A 22,959-nucleotide genomic window follows, 5' to 3' on the forward strand; every position below is an offset into this window, starting at 1 on the left:
ATGCCTGCACTCAATCCATCAATTCGAATAAATAAATGGATCTACTCCATTTTAGCTTTCTTGATTTCATTTGAATCCGGGATGGCTCAAGAAAACTCCTCCCCACTTTTCAAGGAACTTAATCCCAGAAAACTCAAAATTGGATTCAAAAATAATCTTCGGGAGGACGAACAAAACAATATCCTCAGATATGAATACTTTTATAATGGTGCAGGAGTAGCCATTGGGGACCTTGATAATGACGGCCTGAATGATATTTTTTTCACTTCCAATATGTCTTCAAATGAGGTATATAAAAACCTAGGAGAATGGAGGTTTGAAGACATGACCAAAAAAGCTGGAATTGCAGGCAAAAAGTCTTGGACTACCGGCGTGGCAATGGTGGACATAAATGCCGATGGATGGTTAGATATTTATGTTTCTTACTCAGGGAAAGGTGATGTAGAAAGTCGCAGAAATGAGCTCTGGATAAATCAAAAAGATTTCACTTTTCTAGATGAGGCAAAGGAATACGGATTAGATGATCCATCAAATTCCACACAAGCCTTGTTTTTCGATTATGATCGGGATGGAGATCTTGACATGTATCTGCTCAATCATCACATCGAAGTAATTACCGAGATTGAATTTGATCAGGCCCGAGGAGTCAGGCATCCCTACGCCGGGGATAAACTTTACAGAAATGATAATGGAAAGTTCATAGACGTTTCAGAAGCAGCGAGGATTAAAGGCAATGCACTGGGGTTTGGTTTAGGTGTGGTTTCCTCTGATGTAAATGATGATGGCTGGCCAGACCTATTGGTCACCAATGATTATATAGAGCCAGATTATCTCTATATCAATCAGAAAGATGGGACCTTTGAGGATAAAACCACAGAATACTTTCAACACATTTCCCATTTTTCCATGGGAGCAGATATATCCGATATCAATAATGATGGTTTAGTGGATATCTATACTCTGGATATGCTTCCTGAGGATAATGAAAGGCAGAAATTACTTTATGGCCCTGAGAACTATGAGCAGTATGCCTTAATGGTAGAGCGCGGCTTTTATCACCAAAATATGAGGAATATGCTCCAGCTCAACCAAGGAGATGGATTATTCTCTGAAATAGGCCAAATGGCAAAAATATCAAATACCGACTGGTCCTGGTCAGCTCTTTTCTTTGACGCCAATAATGATGGGAATAAAGATTTACTGGTGACTAATGGATATTATAGAGATTATACGAACAGAGATTTTTTAAAATATAAGGGAGACTATTATTTCAAACAGGCTGTGGCTAATGAAAAGGCTGACACCCTGCATCTGGTAACGAGTATGACGTCCACCCCGGTGAGTAATTACATATTCGAAAGTAATGGGGATTTGACCTTCACCGATCGTACTGAAGATTGGAATATTGATAAGCCAGGGTTTTCTAGTGGTGCGGCCTATGCTGACCTCGATAATGATGGAGATCTAGATCTAGTGATAAACAATCTTAATGAGCCACCCGGCATTTACGAGAATCAAAGCAAAGGGTCAAACTACCTAACCATAAAATTAAAAGAAGATTCTCAGAATCCATTTGCTGTGGGGTCAAGGGCTAAAATAACCTATGGGAAAAATCAGCAAATCCTTGATCTTCAGCCGGTAAGAGGTTTTCAGTCTAGCGTCCCTCCTGTGCTTCATTTCGGACTTGGAGATGAGGAAAAAATTGAAACCATTGAGATTACATGGCCTGACGGTAGTATACAAAAACTAAGTGATGTAGGCATAAATCAAATTTTAGAAATAGAAAAGTCCACTTCTACTTCTTCAGCTTTGGCTGAAAGCCAAAAAACAATTTTTACCGCAGCTGAAGCACCTAATTACAGCTCTGGGGTAGTTGGTTTTAATGATTTCAAAAGGCAGCCCCTCATGATTTCTATGCCTAGTTATATAGCCCCAGTAATGGCAAAAGCTGATTTAGATGGTGATGGAAACCTTGAAGTTTATTTTGGAGGAACAAAGGGTACACCGGCGGAAATCAAAACCTTAAAGGACGGGAAATGGATCGATTATTCAGGGTTTAAAGGCGATTCATATTATACTGATGCTGTGGCCAGATTTGCAGATGTGAATGGAGACGGAATGATGGATCTCTTCGTGGGAAGTGGCGGGTTTCATGACTACATCAGCTCGGATGAGGGTCTGGTGGACAGGCTCTATATTAACCAAAATGGGAACCTGGAGCTATCCACTGATTTCCCGGATTACAAATTCTCAACAGGAACAGCAGAATTCGTAGATGTGAATCGTGATGGAAATCCTGACTTGGTGGTAGGAGCTAGAATGCTTCCAGGTAGATACCCAGAAATTCCCACCAGTCAAATCTTACTTAATGATGGCTCAGGCAATTTCTCGGTTTCAGATGGTTTATTGCCTTCTGGAGGAAAAATAGGGATGGTAAGCAGCTCCATTGTTATTGATGCCAACTCAGATGGTTTTGACGATGTTATCTTGGCGGGTGAGTTTATGGCACCTACCTTTTTGATCAATACGGGATCAGCTTTGGAAGACCAAACAGAAAAGTATCTCGATCAGGATCTTTCAGGCTGGTGGGGAAGTCTTGCAAAAGGAGATTTTGATGGGGATGGAGATGAAGATTTCCTAGCAGGCAACTTCGGTTTAAATTCTCAGTTTGTGGCGAATGAAGCCAAAAGGCTGAAGTTATATTCTGCTGATTTTGATCAAAATGGGTCCATTGATCCAATCTTGGAATGCTACGTAGAAGATGAAGCCTATCCTTTTCCCAGTAGAGATGAGTTGCTTGATCAAATGGTCTCTATGAGAAGTAAATTTACAGACTATGCTTCCTACTCTACTGCAAAGATGGAAGATCTATTCTCCCAGGAGGAGTTAGAGAAGGCACAAGTTTTGACAGCCGCTACCCTTGAATCATATTATTTAGAAAACACACCAGAAGGGTTTAAAGCAACTCCCCTTCCAAAACTACTTCAGGCTTTTCCTATTTACAGCATTCTTCCTATCGATGTAAACCGAGACGGTAATCTTGATTTTATTGCCGGAGGAAATCAAAATTTTACACGAATTAGAATTGGAATGATTGATGCAGGATTTGGAATGGTGACATTGGGAGATGGAAAAGGAAACTTTAACGTGCTTAAGCCGAATGAATCAGGCATTACAATAAAGGGAGACATTAAATCCACCATCGCCCTTGAAAATGATTCTTTGGTCCTTTTTGGTGTCAGCCAAGGACCTATAGAGAGCTACAAGATCAATGATTAAAAGAACAGGAATATTGGTAGGAGTATTGCTCATTTGCTTTAACACTTTTGGCAGCCCAGTTTCAAAGGTGAGTAGCTGGCCAGAGATTTATGCGGATGAACTTTTTCATATCACTGAGGTAATGGTTACCGATGTGGCAAGTCCCCCTGTGGCAGCGAGAATTTATGCATACACCAACCTGGCTTCATTCCTCGTAATAGAAGGTTCGACCGAATCTTTCAGGTACCCAGAATTTCTTCCTTTCACTTATTTGGAAGATCAAAATTTCGACAACTCGAACCTGAGCTCACCTGAGTTTGCAGCCATTTATGCTATGCTTTTGGTCGGTGAGAAAATAATGCCTTCTGGATATCTTTTGAAGGAAAAGATGCAGGAATGGGAAAGCTTTGGCTTAAAGGAGAAACTTCTTAAAAAGAAGGAGCTTGATATTCACATTTCTACCGCAAAAAAAGTAGCGGACTGGGTAATTTCAGTGGCTAGCAAGGATGGTTACCTGCAGCTTTCAACCTTAACGCGCTACTCACCAACCAAAGAGAAAGGCCGATGGTATCCGACTCCACCGGCATATATCGCAGCCATAGAACCAGAATGGAAAACAATTAAGCCTTTTTTTCTTCAAGATTTAGACCCATTTGACCCCGAAGAAATGGCTCCATTCAATTTGAGCCAGGGAAGTAGCTTCAGAAGTCAACTGGATGAAATCATTGAAGTCACCTCGAATTTGACAGAGGAGGAACAGTTAATCGCGAACTTTTGGGACTGTAATCCTTTTATGGTGGATGTCACCGGCCACATGGCTATCGGGATCAAGAAAATCAGCCCTGGAGGACATTGGATGGGTATTACGGGTATTGCGGCTGAAATGGAAGACTTGAGCTTTGCCGAAACGGCCTACATCCATACACTGGTGGGAATGACCCTTCATGATGCCTTTATATCCTGTTGGAAAGCCAAATATGAAACGGACCGAATTAGGCCTGAAACGGTCATCAATGAAGAATTAGACCGAACTTGGAGGCCCCTTCTTCAAACTCCGCCCTTCCCAGAATACACTTCAGGGCATTCGGTAATAAGCCGAGCTTCTGCCATAATACTGACCAATTATTTCGGGGATAATTTCGACTTTTTAGATACCTCTGAGATTTATTTTGGACTTCCTGAAAGGGAGTTCCAATCTTTTCTCCAAGCTTCTGAGGAAGCCGCAATTTCCAGACTTTATGGTGGCATTCATTTTCGAGATGCCATCGAGGAAGGTGTTAAGCAGGGAGAAAAGATCGGAGAATATATATGGGCTAACTTGGAGAAGTAACTTACTCTCCGATAAATTCGCCATCCCAATTCACTTCTTTTCCAAAAGGATTCAAAAGGTCATCAAGAAGCAGAGAAACCTGTTCCCGGTTAAGGACCAGTCCATCAAAAAGTTGACCCTGCATTCCAAGCTTATCCCAGGTTTCAGAAACTCTTACCCTTGATATAGATTCATCCACAAGCTTTAGGAGTTCTTCAAATCGGCTCAAAGTCAAATAGTCTCCTGAAGCTCCCCAGAACTTGTCCAGTTCTGAGTAAATAGGTTTTAAGCCTAGAATTAATTCATATTCGGTAACGGCTCTTCCCGGGTAAAACCAAGTTTGATTTGCCCAAAGATATGGCACTCCTTCTCCTCTAAATATCCCGGCAGCTCCGGCTTTTTGAATCGCCTGAAAGCTTTTCATTTCCGGGTTCACATCAATGAAGGGCATGATATAAGCATTTTGGTTCAGTAAAAGCTGCTGAACTTCCCTTACCGACACTTGATCTAAAGCTTTACCCTCTTTGATGGCCACAGTGGCCAAAGCTCCGGCAGCATGTCCTATACCCAGAACAACAGGCTGCAATCTGGATGCTCCATTTACAATATTTGAAACGGAAATACTCTTCTCTGCTAAAATTAAAGCTGGGTGATCTCTTGGAATCAAAGCCCCTAGAGGAACATTATAAGAGGGTACCCGAATCTTTATAAAATCAATTTCAGGGGCATCTGGTCGTTCTCTATGATGGTGATCAATAGTGTAATCACCTACTGCGATACCAGTTCTGAACAATGGCTTAGGAGCATTGTATGGCATTCGCACGTAAGGAAGGGTAAAGTCCACCAACCCATAGTATCTTCTGGATTCCCTATGATATGGAATCATAGGCATATTGTCCTCTGTCGGGTACTCATCATCTGCTAAACCGAGATGTTTAAAGCCCAATTCGCTCTGGATGTAATAAACAAATTGGAGGCTTCTCAATTTAGCTTTCTCGAGTTCAGCTTCTCTTTCCTCTGGGCTTAGCTCAATGATGTTGGTATAGTGATCGTTACCGCAATTCGGCCAATTGATCATGTATTTCCCATTTGGTAGTTTACCATAATCCAGCATCTTTCCACAGTCCAAAGTTGGGGCATCGTCGGTGATGGGATCTGCATGGGCACAAGCACAAGCAAATAATTCAGGATCATAGCCATCAGGTTTTGGAATGGTTTTGTCGGTGCCTTCTCCATAGTCTTTTAAGGTCACCACATACGTCAAATCCTGAATGATGTCGTTTCCTATTTCAGGAGCAAAGCTTTCTCCAATATCATCTCTCGAATCCATTCCTATCCTGTATTCCAAACCCTGAGAAGCCGCAACATCTCCTAGCTCGGTGGCATCAATTAATAAAGGTGCATTGACAAGGTGATTATCTCCATCTTTCAAATATTCTACCGTCCAGACCCCGTTTTCAAAGCTTGCTTCAAGCCAATCACTTTCAAAGCTTACGGTTAAAGAAGGTACTGAGCCAGCCATTTGCTGTAAAATTTGATTACCCACAGAAGGCTCAAAAAGTGTATTACTTACCCAACCGGTGGACAGCTTTTTGGGCCCACCATAGTGCTGTTCCAGTCTTTGCCGAAACTCTCCCCAAATCCCGGAAGGCAATTGATGGTTTCCGTCTATAGCCGATACACCTGCAGCAGTCAGCATCCCCCCTAGCCAGGTTGTTGGTTCTATAATCAATGTTTTAGTCCCTGCTCTACCCGCTGAAATTCCTGCAGCGGTTCCACTGGCACCTCCACCAACTATAATCAGATCATAGGCCTCTTGGGCCAAAACTGATTGGGACAACAATACACCTAAAATAAAACTGAAAACTCTTTTCATCATGGCATGGGTTTAAATGTGAGCACACTTCCTTTTTGAAGGTCGCTGTGCTTTAATTTAAAATTTTCGATGGGATTATCATTTAATAAGACTTCCTGAAAAGGGCCACTCCCCTCCTTTTTCACTTCAAAATCCAGACTTCCTGTTTTTACTTTGATACTATCAAAAATTGGGGAGCCTAAATTATACTCGGCACTTACAGGATTCAAAGGATAAAATCCCATGGCCGAGAAAATATACCAAGCTGACATCTGACCACAATCTTCATTTCCGCTTAATCCATCAGGTTTGTCATCGTACATTTCAGCATAAATCTGTTTAAGAATCCTTTGAGTGGTCTGATATTCATCTAATTCATTGTACAAATAAGCAATATGGTGTGAAGGCTCATTTCCATGGGCATAGAGTCCAATCAACCCAGTGACATCAGCAGCTTCAAATTTCACCGTACTATCTATTTCAAATGAAAAAAATGTGTCTAGATTCTCCTTGAATTGCTCTCGGCCTCCCATGACTTCCATTAGGCCAGCAACATCATGAGGCACAAACCATGAGTATTGCATGGCATTCCCTTCTATAAAAACTCCTGAATGCTGCACATCGGCAGGCGCATACGGAGAAACCCAAGAACCATCAGAATTCTTACCTCTTAAATAGCCATACTGAGGATCAAAAAGATTCTTGTAATTCTTTCCGCGTACTTTAAATTGATTTGCTACCTCCTCATTGCCAAGCTTCCTAGCCACTTCAGAAATCACCCAATCATCATAGGAATGCTCGATGGTTGCTGAGGCAGAAAAACTGGCTTTGTCCGCAGGGAAATAACCTAAATTACGATAAGCTTCAAAGGCTTCTCCTTCTTGATTTGCGGTCTGAATCATGGCTTCGAGAATCTCATTTTCATTCCCAAAATCCAGCTCTTTCATAATCGCCTCTCCCAAAACAGGCACAGCATGATATCCGATCATGGTATTGGTTTCATTCCCGACCAAAGACCATTTTGGCAGCAGTCCGGATTCCTTGTAAAATTGAAGAATCGAGGAATAAATTCCGTCGAGACGTTCCTCCTGTAATAAAGTGAATAAAGGCATTTCAGCCCTAAAAGTATCCCAAAGCGAGAATACAGAGTAATTGTCAAATCCGGGATCTGGATGAATTCCATCGTCCGCTCCTCGATAAGCTCCGTCTACATCATTGAATAATTGAGGTACCAGAAAAGCATGGTATAGGCCGGTGTAAAAAATCCTTTTTTCTCGATCAGTTCCGCCAGAAACCTGAACCTTTTGCAATTCCTTTTGCCATTTTCCCTCAGTTTCTGTCCTGACTTTGTCAAAATCCCAATGAGGAATTTCTGCTTCTAAATTGGCTAAAGCAGCTTCAGATGAGGTATAAGATATCCCCACCTTTATCATTAGGTTTTCCTCGCCTTCAGCAAAGCTTAATATTGCTTTGGAGCTGTCTACTTCCATCATTTTCAAATCTTCCCATTCCAAATGAGTCTTCAATGCGAAGAATAGTTTTTGATTTTTCGCCCAACCTGTGGAAAATCTATGCCCCATGATAAGCCCATTCTCAGGGGTTTCCATGTGGGTATCGATCGCTTCATCCCAACCAATCCCGTGCTCCAAATCAAGGATAACCTTGGGCACGGAGTCTGATGGAAAAGTATATCTATGAAAGCCTGCTCTTTCTGAGGCAGTCAGTTCCACCTTAACTTTATGGTCGGCTAAATCCACGGAGTAATAACCTGGACTGGCACTTTCAGTATTTTTATCAAATCTACTTCTGTATCCAGCATCAGGATTATCCTTTGGCCCAGGGGCCCAGTAATCTTTGCCGGTGAAAGGCATAAGAAGAACATCCCCCATATCTCCAATCCCAGTTCCACTGAGGTGAGTATGTGAAAAACCCATCAAATTCCTATCAGAATCGTGATAGCCAGAGCACCAATCCCAGCCTTCTGTATCTCCATCGGGGCTCAGCTGAACCATCCCAAAAGGTGCTACTGCCCCTGGGTAGGTATGGCCATGACCACCTGTGCCGATAAATGGATCTACCCATTGCAAGAGGTTCTGATCCGAATTATTAGCCGGACTCGGGAGATCAGGGCTGCATGAAGAAACAGTCAGTATTAAAAAAAGAAAATAAATCTTAATTCTCTTCATTGTTAAATTGTGAAAGGCAAGGAAGGATGGCTCCGATTAAAGCAGCCTTCTCGCCTAATTTTGAGATTTTTATTTCAGTTTGACAGTCAAATTTTTTTAGGTTTTCCAATAGCCTCGGTAAAAAATATTCATGAGCAAGACTGATCTTCCCTCCCAAAACCAATCCTTCTGCCTGAATACGAATGAGATAGGGCAGCAAAAACTCACTCAGCGTATTGGCAAGGTCTGTGAAAATGTTCTGAATCCTAGATTGATCAGTCCAGGATAGTATATCCCGAACCCCAGAGACTTGGGTTCCAAAACGCCTTTGAGCCTCCTTAACGAACCATGCATTTCCTAAATAGTCCTCTGCAATTCCATCCTTGAAAGGTGAACTCCAAAGCTTGGCATCCTTGACTACATTTTCAATCCCTATCGCTGAACCCAGACCCGTTCCTAAAGTGATCCCCATAATCTTATCAAAGCCCTTCAACTCTCCGGCATATTTCTCACCGAGCAAAAAAGCTTCAGCATCGTTCACAAAATGGATATTTCGAATTGGAATTTCTAATTCTTCCGCCAACATCAACTTTATGGAAAGACCATAAAGACTCTTCATCTTACCTTGTTCCTTAATCAAGGAAATCCCATTTTCATAGTCGAAGGGTCCTGGCATAGCTATTCCTAACCGAATATCTGAATCACTCGAATTGATACTACGAACCAAGCTAGCCCAGTCAAGTATTAAATCTTCTTTAGTCCTGCTGGTGTCCATCACTTTTTCTGTGATTGGTCCAACCTGGAAATCTCTATCTGAAATTATCAACTCTGCACCTGAGATATGCGAACCTCCTATATCAAGTCCTATGGTTTTCACAAATAATTTTGGATGTCAGAACATCGGTTAGAATCACAAACGAAATTGTACTGATATTTAATTGGAATAGGGTAAAAAAGATAGAGGCTTTGAAAAATCAAAACCTCTATCACAATCTAAATTAAACTATGAAGATCAATTTCCTCCATCCCACCATACTCTAGTGGCAAAGGTATCTCCTCCCATTCTTGAAATTGCAGTCTGATAATTATCTGGGTTTGAACCGATCTCAGACTCCCAGTACCTTAATCTTCTTGGGATAAAGTTTCCTTCGAAAGCATTTGGGTCTTGAGTTGGAGTAAGCTCAGGGTAACCTGTTCTTCTCCAGTTTGCCCAAGATTCAAGATCATTCAAGTAAGTAGCTGCCCAGTATTCTTCACCAATCAGCCTTAACTTATCTTCATCAGAAGCAGAGTCAAAGCCTCTACCATCGATGTAGGCCTGAATAGCACCTGTATCTCTTGCGAATGAAGGATCAAATAATTCCCAGCTTTGGATAGCTGCTGTCACACCGTTCGAGAAGTGAGTGGAAGCATCGGATGAAATCCATCCCTTAATTGCAGCCTCAGCCCTCATAAACTCTACCTCAGCATAAGAAATCAAGTAATAAGGATCAGCCCAATCCAAATATTTCAGGTTGAGCATAGAGAAAATCTTATTGGCTTGAGTTTGGTATTCTGCCGCTTGTTCAGGAGACAACACATCAAGAATTGTGGTTCCAGTATAACCATTTGGCATACCTACCTGAGCTTCTGGATCGGTGTTCCAAGTAGATGGATCCTCTGGATCACCAATACCACCTGAAAGAATCATCAACCTTGGATCATCATTAGCCTTCATCCAATCCATAAAAGTCTCGGAAATTTTACAATCTCTTGAGTACTTATAAGTGTTCCAATAGCCATCATTTAAGCCATTTCTGTTTACACCAATAGGTCCATCAGTATAATGGATGAAAGCAATATCATCATTAGAATCAAAAGAATTCGAGTTTGCTTCAGCAAACACAGAAGCTGCAGTTCCCGGATCCACATTGCTCATCCTCATTGCGATCCTCATAAGAAGGGCGTTAGAGAACTTTCTCCACTTGTTTAAATCACCGAAATACAGATAATCCTGATTTCCAAGATTTCTGGCAGATTCTGTGAATTTATCTCTAGCGGATCTCAAATCAGCAATCATTTGCGTATAAACTTCTTGCTGAGACTGATACGCTGGAAACCAAAATTCCTCACCTTCCAGACCTTGTCCTGCTTCAGTGTAAGGCATATCTCCATACATGTCAGTCATTCTGTGAAGATCGAACACTCGCATTACTGTCGCTGCTGCATTTACATTTGCCTCATTTGGATCTTCGGCAGTCATATTGATGACATGAGTCAAAGGTCCTATCACCCCTGTAAAATGACGCTCCATATAAGCTCCACTATAACCAGCATTATAGAAATATTTATCTCCACTGAAATATCCTGCTGTCGAAGCAGTGTGCTGGATCATAGTCGCAGCATAAAGCATATTCGCACGAGTATTTTCATACTCACCCCCGATTCTCAAAGTTGCCAAAGAGAAAAGGAAAGCCATATCCATCTCCGTCACTGAGTTCTTATCGACATTCAATTCCAGGAGATCATCGTCGCTACAAGAAGTGGCTACCATCGCAACACACAAGACAAGAGCGGTTATTTTATTAAATATTCTCATTTTTTGAATTATTTAGTTTAGACCTCAGATTAGAAGTTAGCTGACAAATTAAATCCAAAGCTTCTATTCGCAGGAACTGCGAAGAATTCTAAACCTTGAGAGTTACCACTCACATTGTAAGCGGCCTCTGGGTCTAAGTTTGGAACATCAGACCAGAGTAATGCAAGGTTTCTTCCGACTAGTGAAAGTGAAAGTGACTGGAATGGAGTTCTTTCGATGAACGACTGTGGGAAAGTATAACCGAAAGAAAACTCTCTCAACTTACCGAAACCGGCATCATAAACTACATTTTCAGTAATTCTTGCATAGTTTTGCCAGTAAAGATCTATGTCTTCAGCAGGTATCGTCCAGGTATTTGGGGTTCCTTCCTGAGTTACACCAGTAACTGTCAATGATCCATCACGTCCAGCTAAGGTTTCCTGATGTAGGCCGTTTTGGAACGCAAAGTAATTAGTACCTGACATCATAGAACCACCTGCTCTAAAGTCGATCAAGAACATCAAATTGAAGCCTTTGTAAGAGAAATTATTTGTCAAACCTCCTGAAGTTGGGTGACGGCCTCTGGCGATGGTCTCATAACCAGGAGTGGTTACAGGAAAACCTTGGTCATTATAAACCGGCTGTCCATCAATTGTTAGATGCTTAAAGCCTGTAATCATACCTAGCTCTTCACCCACGATGTGAGCGATTCGCTCTCTTCTTACACGAGATTCGTCAAGATTAATCAATTCAATCGGCTCACCTGCTGCGTTGGTACCCAGACTGAGAACCTCTGAAATATTATGAGCAAAGTTGAAAGAAATATCCCATCTGAATTCACCTACGATAGGAGTTACATTTACCAATAATTCAACACCTCTGTTTTGAAGTTCACCAATGTTTACAACGGTGGATCCAAATCCAGAAGTAGCTGAAATACCCGTATTCAAAATATCATCTGAAGTTTGTCTGTCATAATAAGCGAAGTCTACTCCAAACCTATTATCGAAGAATCTAAAATCAGCACCAATCTCGAATTCTGTAGAGATGTATGGAGAAAGTGTTGAATTTGGAATGGAACCGTTTCTGATTGTACCTAAGTTACCACCTAAGTGGCCTGAGCCTACAAGACCATAATTCAAGTTAAGCTGGTAAGGATTTGGACCTCCACCACCTACTTGTGCCCAACCACCTCTCAATTTCATAAAAGTGATTGCATTTGGCATCTCAAACATGTCACTAATCACAGCACTCAAAGTTGCCGATGGATAGAACACTTTATAGTCATCAGGAGATAAAGTTGAGAATGCATCCTGACGTCCTGTTAAGTTCAGGAAGAGCATATTCTTCCAGCCCACGTTCAATGATCCGAAATATGAATTTATTCCAAATTCAGAGAATCCGTACCTGTACTGTGGAGCCGCTACGTTGGTTACTGAGTGAAAGAAAGGAACCACAAGGTCATTTCCACCACCACCAGTTGACTCAGTAGTCTGTCTCATTTGGTTTGCTCCAATGAAGCCGTCAAAATTGAAATCTCCAAAAGTTTTATCAAAGCCAATAAAGAGATCTGCATTGTTTTCTCTAAAGGTTCTTACGTTGGTATTATAGTCGCCAAGTGGTTTGAAAGCAGTACCATACGCTGTAAATGAGAATTCATCTCTGGTTTGGTAGTCAGTACCATATCTACCCTGGATATATAACCAGTCAGTGATATCATATCTCAATGACATGTTTCCTAGAAAACGATCTGTGTTATCCTCTCTTCCCCACTGATAAGCTGTCCAATAAGGGTTAGTCTGGAAGACATTACCCTGATATCTTAATTCCTGACCATCTTCTCTGGCACCTGGCTTATTAGGATCTCCCCTCATCACATCAAGAGGGATATTACCTGGTTTTAGGACCATGGAGAAATTTGCATTTCCCGGAGAGTCAGAAAGTCTAGGCCTGTTCTCGGCAATTTGCTTCGAGTACTGACCTGAAACAGCTAAAGTAAATTTACCTTGCTTGGAGTTCACATTTATGTTTGCCACATTTCTGTCAAAGCCAGCATTTGGCAACACATCATTATTGGTCAAATTAGAAAATGAAAATCTATAAGTTGTATTCTCATTTCCACCGAAAAGTGCAATCGAATTGTTCCAGGTAGTTCCCTGACGATAGAAGTCATTGAAATCTTCACCTGTAAAGCTATAAGGTCTTTGTACTCCATCGAATTGAATCGAATTAGCTCCATCGTATCGATCGCCCCACCCATTTGTAGCAGTATTGATCGCATCCTCCTGAGTACCTGGTCTTTCACCGTCAATTCCAGGGCCATAAATTCTTTGGAAATCGGTGAAATCACGAACTTGGTCTACAGTGAAGTTAGAATTGAAAGCAATACCTACTCCTTTTCTTGCTGAACCACCTTTGGTAGTAATCATAATCACACCATTTGCGGCTCTGGCTCCGTAAAGAGCAGCTGCGGTGTTACCTTTTAGGACAGAAATACTCTCGATGTCATCGGCATTTATAGCCGCCAGGCCGTCACCGGCATCATTTCCACCCCACATACCTGCATTTCCCAGGTTTCCGGATTGAACAGGAATACCATTCACTACATAAAGTGGCTGATCTGATCCTCCCAATGAAGAACCACCTCGGATTACCACTCGAGTAGAACCACCGGCACCTGTCGCAGGAGGAGTTACATTGACACCGGCTACTTTACCAGTCAATGCATTACCTACGTTGATTGCTCTGGATTCGGTAAACTTATCACCTTCCAATTGGGTGACAGAATAACCAAGAGCTTTCTTCTCTCTCTCCATACCAAATGATGTCACCACGAATTCGCTAAGTTCATTAGCTGATTCATTAAGTGTAACATTTAGCTCCGTAAGGTTACCTACGGTGAATTCTTGTGATTCGAAACCAATGAATGAAAAAACCAAAACGGTGTTTTCATCAACCGAGATCGAATACTGACCATCCACATCTGTGGTGGTACCTGTTTGCCTAGTCTTGTCCAGGATCGTTACTCCCGGCATAGGTAAGCCATCGGTCGAAGCCGTGACAGTACCCCTCAGCTCCCTTGTTTGGCCCTGTGACACAAAGGACACACCAAACACGAGCAGCAGAGCAAAAGCAATTGATAAAACTTTTCTCATAGCTGGTAATTAAAGGTTAGAAATAAATTGATTTTTCGGTCCGGTACCTCGGAGCCAAAGTTGTAATTGGCTTGTAAAACGTGCTTCATAAATATTTGGGTTATGTGAAGAATACAAGTATAAATCGTTTAGTAATGAGCGATTTAAAGAAGTATCATCCACAAAAAGCCCATTCTCCAAACGGTTCATTAGATAAAGCTAAAAAATGATATTTCTTTTCAAAAAGGATTTCTTTATTTTTTTAATCAATTTCAAGAATCTTATTATATTTTTTTAAAAAAGTAAGAAAACTTTGTTTGTTATTTCAGCTAAACCCCAGATGAAATACAATTTTTTAGTGACCAATTGAAGCCATAATTGAAAAAAGATAATTTATACTTATTCTTAATTGATTTTTGTTGAATACCAGCCTCTTCGATTCAAAAGAAAATATTAAGTATTAAACGAAAGTACCATCGAATCCAAAGATTATTTTAATATCAGTTGAATCTGAATCAAGTCGGCCTAAACAAAAAGCCATCCTTCTGGATGGCTTTTTAATTTTGAATGAAAAATATGAGATTATCTGATAAATAATAGCTCTCTATACTTCACCAGTGGCCAAGACTCATCATCCACTAATAACTCAAGTTTATCTGCAGCATATCTGATCTTTTCAAAGAATCCTTCTTTTACCAAAGTCTGATATCCCTTTGCTTTTCGAGCGATATCTTCATCTGTATTAAGTTTTCTTCGAGTATCTATCATACTTGTGATATTCGTTTTCAATGCTTCGATATGCTTTGAAACCTCCTTGATCGTCTCTACCGCTGCCGAATTATCTAGACCCAAACTTTGCATACCTTTGGCATTTTGGATCAATTTATTTTGATAAAGGATAGCGGTTGGAATAATGTGGTTCAATCCTAGGTCACCCATCACACGGCTTTCGATCTGTACCTTCATAATGAAATTCTCTAGCATTATCTCATGACGCGCATGAAGTTCTACTTCATTCATTACCTTGTGCTTCGTGAATAGATCTTTTATTTTTTTCGTGGTATAAACATCCAGAGCTTCTGGAGTAGATTTAAGGTTAGAAAGACCTCTTTTCTCAGCCTCTTTCTCCCACTCTTCAGAGTACCCATCACCTTCGAATCTTACCGCTTTACTTTCTGTGATATACTTTCTAAGCACGTTCACCACCGCAATTTTCTTATCCTTACCCTTTGACATTTCTTTTTCAATGTCATCAGACATTTGTGAAAGTGTATCTGCCACGATTACATTCAAGGCAGTCATTGGTCCGGCTACGTTAGCCTGAGAACCCACCGCTCTGAATTCGAACTTGTTTCCGGTAAAGGCAAAAGGCGAGGTTCTGTTTCGGTCCGTGTTATCAAGGATGATTTCTGGAATCTTAGCAATTCCAAGCTTCATATACATGTTATCACCTTTCTCGATCTTGATGTTTCCATTTTTCTCGAGTTCGTCGAGAACTTCTGTAAGTGTCTCACCGAGGAAGGTAGAAATGATGGCTGGAGGCGCCTCATTTGCTCCTAGCCTATAATCATTTCCTGCAGAAGCAATACTCGCACGAAGCAAATCAGCGTTGTCGTGTACTGCCTTAACAGTGGCTACAAGGAAAGTCAGAAATTGAAGGTTTTCCCTCGCAGAACTGCTCGGCTGGAATAAGTTCACTCCCGTGTCAGTAATCAATGACCAGTTATTATGCTTACCACTTCCATTTAGCCCTGCAAATGGCTTCTCATGCAAAAGAACTTTCAGGTCATGCTTCTCAGCAACCTTTTCCATCACATCCATTAATAGCTGATTGTGATCAGTAGCTTTATTAATCTCTTCAAAAAGAGGCGCCACTTCAAACTGACCTGGAGCTACTTCATTGTGACGAGTGGAAACTGGGATTCCTAGCTTTAATGCTTCAATTTCAAACTCAAACATGAAATCTTTCACTCTAGTTGGAATACTACCAAAGTAGTGATCATCTAGCTGCTGTCCTCGAGCTGGGTTATGACCATATACAGTTCTCCCTGCCATTACTAAATCAGGTCTTGCAGCAAAAAGAGCTTTGTCCACTACAAAATATTCCTGCTCAACACCAAGGGATGGCTGCACCTTTTTCACATTTCTATCAAACAATTGACAAACCTTAACGGCCGCAGCATTTACTGCATCCATGGATTTCAAAAGTGGTGTTTTGTAATCCAAAGCTTCGCCTGTGTAGGAAACAAAGATGGTAGGAATACAAAGAGTGTTTTCAAAAATAAAAATTGGGGAAGAAGGATCCCAAGCAGTGTAACCTCTTGCCTCAAAAGTGGATCTAATACCACCATTCGGGAAAGAAGATGCATCAGGCTCTTGCTGTACCAAGGTTGAACCCTTAAATCTTTCCATGCCTGAAAGAGCATCAAAAAAGGAATCATGCTTCTCAGCCGTCGAACCAGTTAGTGGCTGAAACCAGTGAGTATAGTGAGTTACCCCTTTAGAGATAGCCCAAGTTTTAACTGCAGAAGCAACTTCTTCTGCTGTGGCAGTGTCAATTTTAGTTCCTTTTTCAATCGCTTCTACGACCTTCTTATAAACAGATGGCGCCAAAGATTGTCTCATTTGCGCATCGTTGAAGGTATTGACACCAAAGTAATCTGAAATTTTATTAGAAGGAGGCGTCGCTGATCTCCGCGTTCTTCCTTGCACCAAGGACAGTGCTTCTTGTCTTAATGTTGCCATCTCTACAATTTGAGGTTTTATGGTTTGAAATAATACCGACAAAAATAAAAAAATACTGGTTCGAAATACGATTTAGCTGTTTTTTGAAGCGATTTTTAAAAAATTTTCTTCCTTTTTGCGTTTTATAATCAAAAATAAGCCCCAAAAACAGAAAATTAATCAATTTCAGCATTTTTCGGGATCGATAGATTTTCATCTCAATTTATGTACATTTGCAGCCTGTTAATCAAGGGATCAGGGTTGTGAAAAAGGTTGCATTTTATACATTAGGCTGTAAGCTAAATTTCTCGGAAACGTCTACCATCAGTAGGCAATTTGAAGAAAAAGGGTTTCAGAAAGTAAACTTTCAAGAAAACCCAGACATCTTCATTATAAACACTTGCTCGGTCACCGAAAATGCTGACAAAAAGTGCAAGAAGATCGTAAAGGAAGCGAAGAAGATTTCTCCCAATTCTTATGTGGCCATAATCGGATGCTATGCTCAATTGAAACCCAGGGAAATCTCGGAAATAAAAGGCGTAGATGCTGTACTTGGGGCTGCTGAAAAATTTAGACTTATTGAACTTCTCGATGATTTTGCGAAAGAGCAGGAAGTTAAAGTCCTCGCTTCTGAAATCAAGGATGCTACCACTTACCATACAGCATATTCAATAAACGATCGCACCCGAACTTTTCTCAAGGTTCAGGATGGGTGTAACTATGGTTGTGCCTTTTGTACCATACCCTTAGCCAGAGGTAAAAGCCGAAGTAGTTCGATTGAATCAGTGATTTCTGCAGCTAAAGAAATTGCATCAACAGAAGTAAAAGAAGTAGTACTTACTGGAGTAAATATTGGTGATTTTGGAATTGTAGAAGGTAAAAGGCAATCTAGGTTTGAAGATCTGGTAAAAGAAATTGATCAGGTTCAGGGAATTGACCGATTGAGAATCTCATCCATCGAACCAAATCTACTCAACAATGACATCATCAGTTTTGTAGCCACTTCAAATCGCTTTGTGCCACATTTTCATGTTCCATTACAGTCGGGATCAAACACTATTTTGAGAAAAATGGGAAGGCGATATTTGCGAGAGCTTTATGAAGATAGAGTCAATCGCATCAAATCACTCATGCCTCATGCCTGCATTGGGGTCGACGTGATCGTGGGTTTCCCGGGAGAAACGGACGAGTATTTTCTGGAAACTTATAATTTCTTGAACGATCTTGACATCTCATATCTCCATGTTTTTACATACTCCGAAAGAGCCAACACGCGTGCTACAGAAATGCCTGATGTAGTTCCAATGAAAAAGCGAAGTGAGCGATCCAAAATGCTTAGGATACTTTCTGAAAAGAAGAGAAGAAAATTCTACGAAGAAAATCTAGGGAAAACTTTCACAGTACTTTTTGAAGACGATGTCCAAAACGGCAAAATTCACGGATTTACCGAAAACTATATCCGAGTTGCAGCAAAATACGACCCTATGCTGGTAAATGAATTGAAGCAGGTTACTCTTGATTACATTAATGAAGACGGGAATGTAGAGGTTTTGGAACCAGAATTCATCTACGAAAAGCATTAAGCGAAATCATGAATTAAGACTCCTTTAATTCAAACCTTTTTTCTACCTTAATTTTTTAAATCTCATCGAAGTGTCAGAGGCTAAATCACTACAAATTCTTCAGGATGAAAAATGGTTGCAACCCTTTGCATCCGAGATTAAGTCTAGAAATAATCGATACCTAGGCGCCATGGATCATATTCGAGATCAGTATGGTGATATTTTAGAGTACGCTGGGTTTCATAAATATTTTGGGATACACTACGAACCCTGGAGAAAAGGCTGGATTTATCGAGAATGGGCACCAGAGGCAAAGCAGCTTTACCTCATGGGTGATTTCAATTGGTGGGATCGCTACAGTCACCCAATGAAGAAAAATAAACGAGGAGAATGGGAGATTTTTCTGGACGAGAAAGAGTACGCGGGAAGGTTCGTCCATGGATCGAAAGTAAAAGTACATGTCACAGGAGCCAATGATGTCGCACTAGATCGTATTCCTGCTTACATTCGGAGAGTAGTTCAGGATGAGAAAAGCCATGATTTCGCCGGTCAGGTTTGGAACCCTAAACCATTTAAATGGAGCGATAAAAAGTTTTCTCCGAAAAAGAGTTTTGCTGAGCCTTTCATATATGAGTGCCACATAGGCATGGCCCAGGAAGATCCTAAGGTAGGTACATACAAGGAGTTCGAGGAGATTATTCTTCCAAGAATAGTGGAAGCCGGATACAATGTAATCCAATTCATGGCTATTATGGAACATCCATATTATGGCTCCTTTGGATACCATGTATCTAATTTCTTTGCTCCTACATCCCGCTTCGGTACACCTGAAGAATTAAAATCCCTAATTGATAAGGCCCATTCTCTTGGAATTGCTGTAGTCATGGACATTGTTCATTCTCATGCGGTAAAAAATGTGAATGAAGGTTTAAATGAATTTGATGGAACTCCCTATCAATATTTTCACCCTGGTGAGAAAGGATATCATGAAGGCTGGGATTCCAAGCTTTTCAACTACGGTAAAGAAGAAGTACAGCAATTCTTGCTCTCCAACATCCGATATTGGATGGAGGAATTTCACTTTGATGGATTCCGCTTTGATGGAGTCACTTCCATGATTTACGAACATCACGGACATGTGAGCTTTGGGGATGCAAAAGCGTATTTTGACGAGGGAGTCTCCGATGACACCATTTTGTATTTACAACTTGCCAATACCCTGATACACAAAGTCAATCCTGAGGCAATTTCTATTGCCGAGGAAGTTAGTGGCATGCCCGGACTTTGTAGAAAAATCCAGGATGGAGGAATAGGGTTTGATTTCAGGCTGGCGATGGGTATACCTGATTTTTGGATCAAAACACTGAAGCATAAGCCGGATGAACAATGGGATATGTTTGAGCTTTGGCATGAACTAACCAATCGCCCGAAGAATGAAAAATCAATTGCTTACGCCGAAAGTCATGATCAAGCATTAGTTGGAGATAAGTCCATTGCTTTCTGGCTCATGGATGCGGAAATGTATTCCAGCATGTCAGTGCTTCAGGAGAGCCTGGTGGTGGATCGCGGGATCGCCCTGCACAAACTCATTCGAATGATTACAATTTCATTGGGAGGTGAAGGTTATTTGAATTTTATAGGAAATGAATTTGGACATCCTGAATGGGTAGACTTTCCTCGCGAAGGGAACAACTGGAGCTATCAATATGCCAGGAGACAATGGTCACTGGCTGATACCGATCACTTAAGATATAGCCAATTACTTCTCTGGGACAAGGAAATGATTGCCCTGATTAAAACTCATAACCTTTTTGAATCGCCCCATGCCAGCCAATTATATCTTGATCCTGATAAAAAAATTCTTGCCTACGAACGAGGGGAGCTAGTCTTTGTTTTCTCCTTTAATCCAACGGAATCCCTGGTGGGTTTCAAAGTTAAAGTTCCTACCAAAGGTAAATACAAGCTTATCCTTCATTCAGACGAAAAGAAATTCGGAGGATTTGATAGGGTGGAAACCGGGATGCTCTACCCAACCAACAAGGACTCTCAACTTGAATTATACCTACCAAATAGGACTGTTTTGATCTTTAAAAAGGATTGACAGGACTCCCTTAGATTATTCGTGCTACCCTTTCTTTTACCATAAAATCTATGGCTACATAAACCATTTGACCTTATTCAGTTTGAGATTATTAGCCGATTAAAAATAGAATAGTTTTTATAATTCCTTGAAAATCAATTCATAACAAAACAATTAGGTAATTAAATGGTTGTATAGACATGAGTTCTATATTTACACCGACCGGAAGAATAACGAGGAGAAAGTACTTGGTACTTTTTATGGTTTCATATTTCACGAACATTTTGAGTCTTATGCTAATGTGGCAATCCTATCATCGAGAAGCATGGACAATATTTTTCTCGTTTGGAATAATTTTGATCGCTTCGATCGTATTTTTAATTGTGCAGTCAATTAAGAGACTTCATGATATAGGAAAAGACTGGAAGTATGTCCTTTATTTATTGATTCCACCACCTGTAAACTTAATCGGTTTTATTTGGCTTGCGGCCAAACCCGGTACGATTGGTAAAAATGAATATGGTTTAGACCCGAAAAGAACGGATTTGGTTTAATAAAAAGGGCTCGAGCTAGTGCTCAACCTTTCTCATTAAAGATTGCCTTTTTTCAATTCCTTTACAGCAAAATCCACAGCCCTCGCGGTAAGAGCCATGTAAGTTAAAGATGGATTCTGAACTCCAGTAGAAGCCATTGAGGCCCCATCCGTTACAAAAACATTCGGTGCCAAATGAAGTTGGTTATTTCCATTTAACATTGAGTTTTTTGGGTCTTTACCCATCCTTACTCCACCCATTTCATGGATATCAAGACCAGGTGCCTGTCCCGAATCCGAAGTCACAATATTTTTACAACCAGCCGCTTCCAGCATGGCAGTGCCCTGCTCATAAAAATCCTTGAGCATATATTCATCATTTTCGTCATAAGCCACATCTATCTTTAGTAAGGGCATGTCCCATTCATCTTTTTGACTCGGGCTGAGGCTAACTTGATTCGTTTCTTTAGGAACAGTTTCTCCCTGCATCATCATCCACACTCTCCATGGCCCGGGTTTCGTATTTGCTTCCTTAAAATCCTTCCCCATTGCTGGGTTTTGCGCATGGCCAAAACCTGCTCTTGCTGCGCTGAAAAAGGGCATATATCCACCTTGAAAATCCACATCCTTATTCCTTACGTTCCGGAAATTCGGCATCATCATAGTTGTTGGCCTTCGGCCAAAGTAATAGCTGTCTTCATACCCTTCGAAGTCCCCCCCAAGACTTCCTCGATAATTATGGAAGGCAATATATTTTCCTAAAACACCTGAGTCATTACCCAAGCCAGTAGGAAATCGACTTGAAGTACTATTTAAAAGAATTAGATTCGAGTTCAGTGCGGAAGCATTAAGAAAAATGACTTTGGCAAAATATTCCGTAGACTCTTTGCTTACTCTGTCAATCACCCTAACCCCAGTGACCTTCCCTTTTTCATCATCCCAAATAATCGAATGAACCACTGAATCAGGACGAAGAGTTAGATTTCCAGTTTTTGCAGCATGAGGAAGCGTAGCTGAATTACTACTGAAGTACCCTCCAAATGGGCATCCACGGTAACATTGATTACGAGCCATGCATTGTCCTCTTCCCTGTTCCAGATGCTCCGGTTTCGGTTCTGTAAGGTGAGCACATCTCCCACCTATGGGATGACGGTCAGGATAGGCCGTCTTGATCCTTTTTTGTACTTCCTTCTCTACACAATTAAGCTCCCATGCTGGAAGAAATTCACTATCTGGCAAGGTTTCTAGTCCTTCATAGCTTCCAGAGATCCCAACAAATTTTTCCACATAACTATACCAAGGTGCAAGATCATCATACGAAATAGGCCATTCTATGCCATATCCATCACGTGCAGGCCTTTCAAACTCAAATCGGCTCCAACGCTGCGTCTGCCTCGCCCAGATAAGAGACTTCCCACCTACTTGATAACCTCGGATCCAATCAAATGGCTTATCCTGAATATATGGGTGATCCGAATCCTTTACAAAAAAATGCTGAGTGTCTTCCTTGTAAGCATAGCAGCGATTTACCACGGGGTCAGCCACTTTTTCTTTGAGGGGAATTTGATTTCTATGTGGCATCTCCCAGGGAGGAGTAGTCATAGTGGGATAGTCCACCAAGTGCTTCACATCTCTACCTCTTTCTAAAACAAGGGTTTTCATCCCTTTGTCACAAAGTTCTTTTGCTGCCCATCCTCCACTAATTCCAGAACCAATTACTATGGCATCGTATTCATGATCGTTCATCTCGGAAATTTAGGTTTTTGTACCTGACTTTTACAAA

The 22,959-nt window shown here is 41.0% G+C and carries 12 protein-coding genes; 5 read left to right on the top strand and 7 right to left on the bottom strand.

Annotation, left to right across the window (positions count from 1 at the left end):
- Both QVH07_RS00565 and QVH07_RS00570 read left to right on the top strand, forming a co-directional pair.
- Entirely contained in the window at positions 1-3,279 is a 3,279-nt protein-coding gene (locus QVH07_RS00565; RefSeq protein ID WP_289998155.1) for a VCBS repeat-containing protein, read from the top strand.
- A complete protein-coding gene (locus QVH07_RS00570; RefSeq protein ID WP_289998156.1) occupies positions 3,272-4,588 on the top strand; it encodes a vanadium-dependent haloperoxidase in 1,317 nt (438 codons plus the stop codon). The genes QVH07_RS00565 and QVH07_RS00570 overlap by 8 nt, the downstream gene beginning before the upstream one ends.
- Before the next feature lies 1 nt (position 4,589).
- Here the strand turns inward: QVH07_RS00570 and QVH07_RS00575 are convergent, their stop codons facing one another.
- From QVH07_RS00575 to QVH07_RS00600, 6 genes are all read right to left on the bottom strand, one after another.
- Positions 4,590-6,446 carry an FAD-dependent oxidoreductase gene (locus QVH07_RS00575; RefSeq protein ID WP_289998157.1) on the bottom strand — a complete coding sequence of 619 codons (1,857 nt, stop codon included), beginning with the start codon at positions 6,444-6,446 and terminating at the stop codon, positions 4,590-4,592.
- Entirely contained in the window at positions 6,443-8,608 is a 2,166-nt protein-coding gene (locus QVH07_RS00580) for a GH92 family glycosyl hydrolase (protein WP_289998158.1), read from the bottom strand. The genes QVH07_RS00575 and QVH07_RS00580 overlap by 4 nt, the downstream gene beginning before the upstream one ends.
- Positions 8,595-9,464: an ROK family protein gene (locus QVH07_RS00585; RefSeq protein ID WP_289998159.1), complete on the bottom strand. Its 870-nt coding sequence runs from the start codon at positions 9,462-9,464 to the stop codon at positions 8,595-8,597. Before QVH07_RS00585 ends, QVH07_RS00580 begins: the two co-directional genes overlap by 14 nt.
- A gap of 135 nt (positions 9,465-9,599) precedes the next feature.
- The gene (locus QVH07_RS00590) at positions 9,600-11,165 is read right to left on the bottom strand and encodes a SusD/RagB family nutrient-binding outer membrane lipoprotein (protein ID WP_289998160.1); all 1,566 of its coding nucleotides are present in this window, start codon (positions 11,163-11,165) and stop codon (positions 9,600-9,602) included.
- Between the two features lie 29 nt (positions 11,166-11,194).
- Positions 11,195-14,299: a SusC/RagA family TonB-linked outer membrane protein gene (locus tag QVH07_RS00595; protein ID WP_289998161.1), complete on the bottom strand. Its 3,105-nt coding sequence runs from the start codon at positions 14,297-14,299 to the stop codon at positions 11,195-11,197.
- Between the two features lie 561 nt (positions 14,300-14,860).
- Positions 14,861-17,023, bottom strand: coding sequence for a glutamine synthetase III family protein (locus tag QVH07_RS00600; RefSeq protein ID WP_289998162.1), 2,163 nt, complete (start codon positions 17,021-17,023; stop codon positions 14,861-14,863).
- Positions 17,024-17,265: 242 nt separating this feature from the next.
- On the opposite strand from QVH07_RS00600, the gene mtaB reads away from it, so the two are divergent.
- The 3 genes from mtaB to QVH07_RS00615 all read left to right on the top strand — a co-directional run bounded on the left by mtaB (position 17,266) and on the right by QVH07_RS00615 (position 21,198).
- Positions 17,266-18,585, top strand: coding sequence for a tRNA (N(6)-L-threonylcarbamoyladenosine(37)-C(2))-methylthiotransferase MtaB (gene mtaB / locus QVH07_RS00605; protein ID WP_289998163.1), 1,320 nt, complete (start codon positions 17,266-17,268; stop codon positions 18,583-18,585).
- Between the two features lie 70 nt (positions 18,586-18,655).
- Positions 18,656-20,665 (top strand): alpha amylase C-terminal domain-containing protein, encoded by a 2,010-nt coding sequence (locus QVH07_RS00610; RefSeq protein WP_289998164.1) that lies wholly within the window; start codon positions 18,656-18,658, stop codon positions 20,663-20,665.
- Between the two features lie 179 nt (positions 20,666-20,844).
- Positions 20,845-21,198: a DUF805 domain-containing protein gene (locus tag QVH07_RS00615; protein ID WP_289998165.1), complete on the top strand. Its 354-nt coding sequence runs from the start codon at positions 20,845-20,847 to the stop codon at positions 21,196-21,198.
- Positions 21,199-21,233: 35 nt separating this feature from the next.
- On the opposite strand, the gene QVH07_RS00620 is transcribed toward QVH07_RS00615, so the two are convergent.
- Positions 21,234-22,922 carry a GMC oxidoreductase gene (locus QVH07_RS00620; RefSeq protein ID WP_289998167.1) on the bottom strand — a complete coding sequence of 563 codons (1,689 nt, stop codon included), beginning with the start codon at positions 22,920-22,922 and terminating at the stop codon, positions 21,234-21,236.
- Positions 22,923-22,959 lie beyond the last annotated feature (37 nt).

It is taken from the genome of Algoriphagus sediminis, assembly GCF_030403435.1.
GTDB lineage: Bacteria > Bacteroidota > Bacteroidia > Cytophagales > Cyclobacteriaceae > Algoriphagus > Algoriphagus sediminis.

Excerpts from the sequence above, each read along its gene's own strand:
- QVH07_RS00570 (WP_289998156.1), top strand. The coding sequence starts at position 3,272 with ATGATTAAAAGAACAGGAATATTGGTAGGAGTATTGCTCATTTGCTTT.
- QVH07_RS00595 (WP_289998161.1), bottom strand. The coding sequence starts at position 14,299 with ATGAGAAAAGTTTTATCAATTGCTTTTGCTCTGCTGCTCGTGTTTGGT.
- QVH07_RS00600 (WP_289998162.1), bottom strand. The coding sequence starts at position 17,023 with ATGGCAACATTAAGACAAGAAGCACTGTCCTTGGTGCAAGGAAGAACG.
- QVH07_RS00590 (WP_289998160.1), bottom strand. The coding sequence starts at position 11,165 with ATGAGAATATTTAATAAAATAACCGCTCTTGTCTTGTGTGTTGCGATG.
- QVH07_RS00615 (WP_289998165.1), top strand. The coding sequence starts at position 20,845 with ATGAGTTCTATATTTACACCGACCGGAAGAATAACGAGGAGAAAGTAC.
- QVH07_RS00575 (WP_289998157.1), bottom strand. The coding sequence starts at position 6,446 with ATGATGAAAAGAGTTTTCAGTTTTATTTTAGGTGTATTGTTGTCCCAA.
- QVH07_RS00620 (WP_289998167.1), bottom strand. The coding sequence starts at position 22,922 with ATGAACGATCATGAATACGATGCCATAGTAATTGGTTCTGGAATTAGT.
- QVH07_RS00580 (WP_289998158.1), bottom strand. The coding sequence starts at position 8,608 with ATGAAGAGAATTAAGATTTATTTTCTTTTTTTAATACTGACTGTTTCT.
- QVH07_RS00565 (WP_289998155.1), top strand. The coding sequence starts at position 1 with ATGCCTGCACTCAATCCATCAATTCGAATAAATAAATGGATCTACTCC.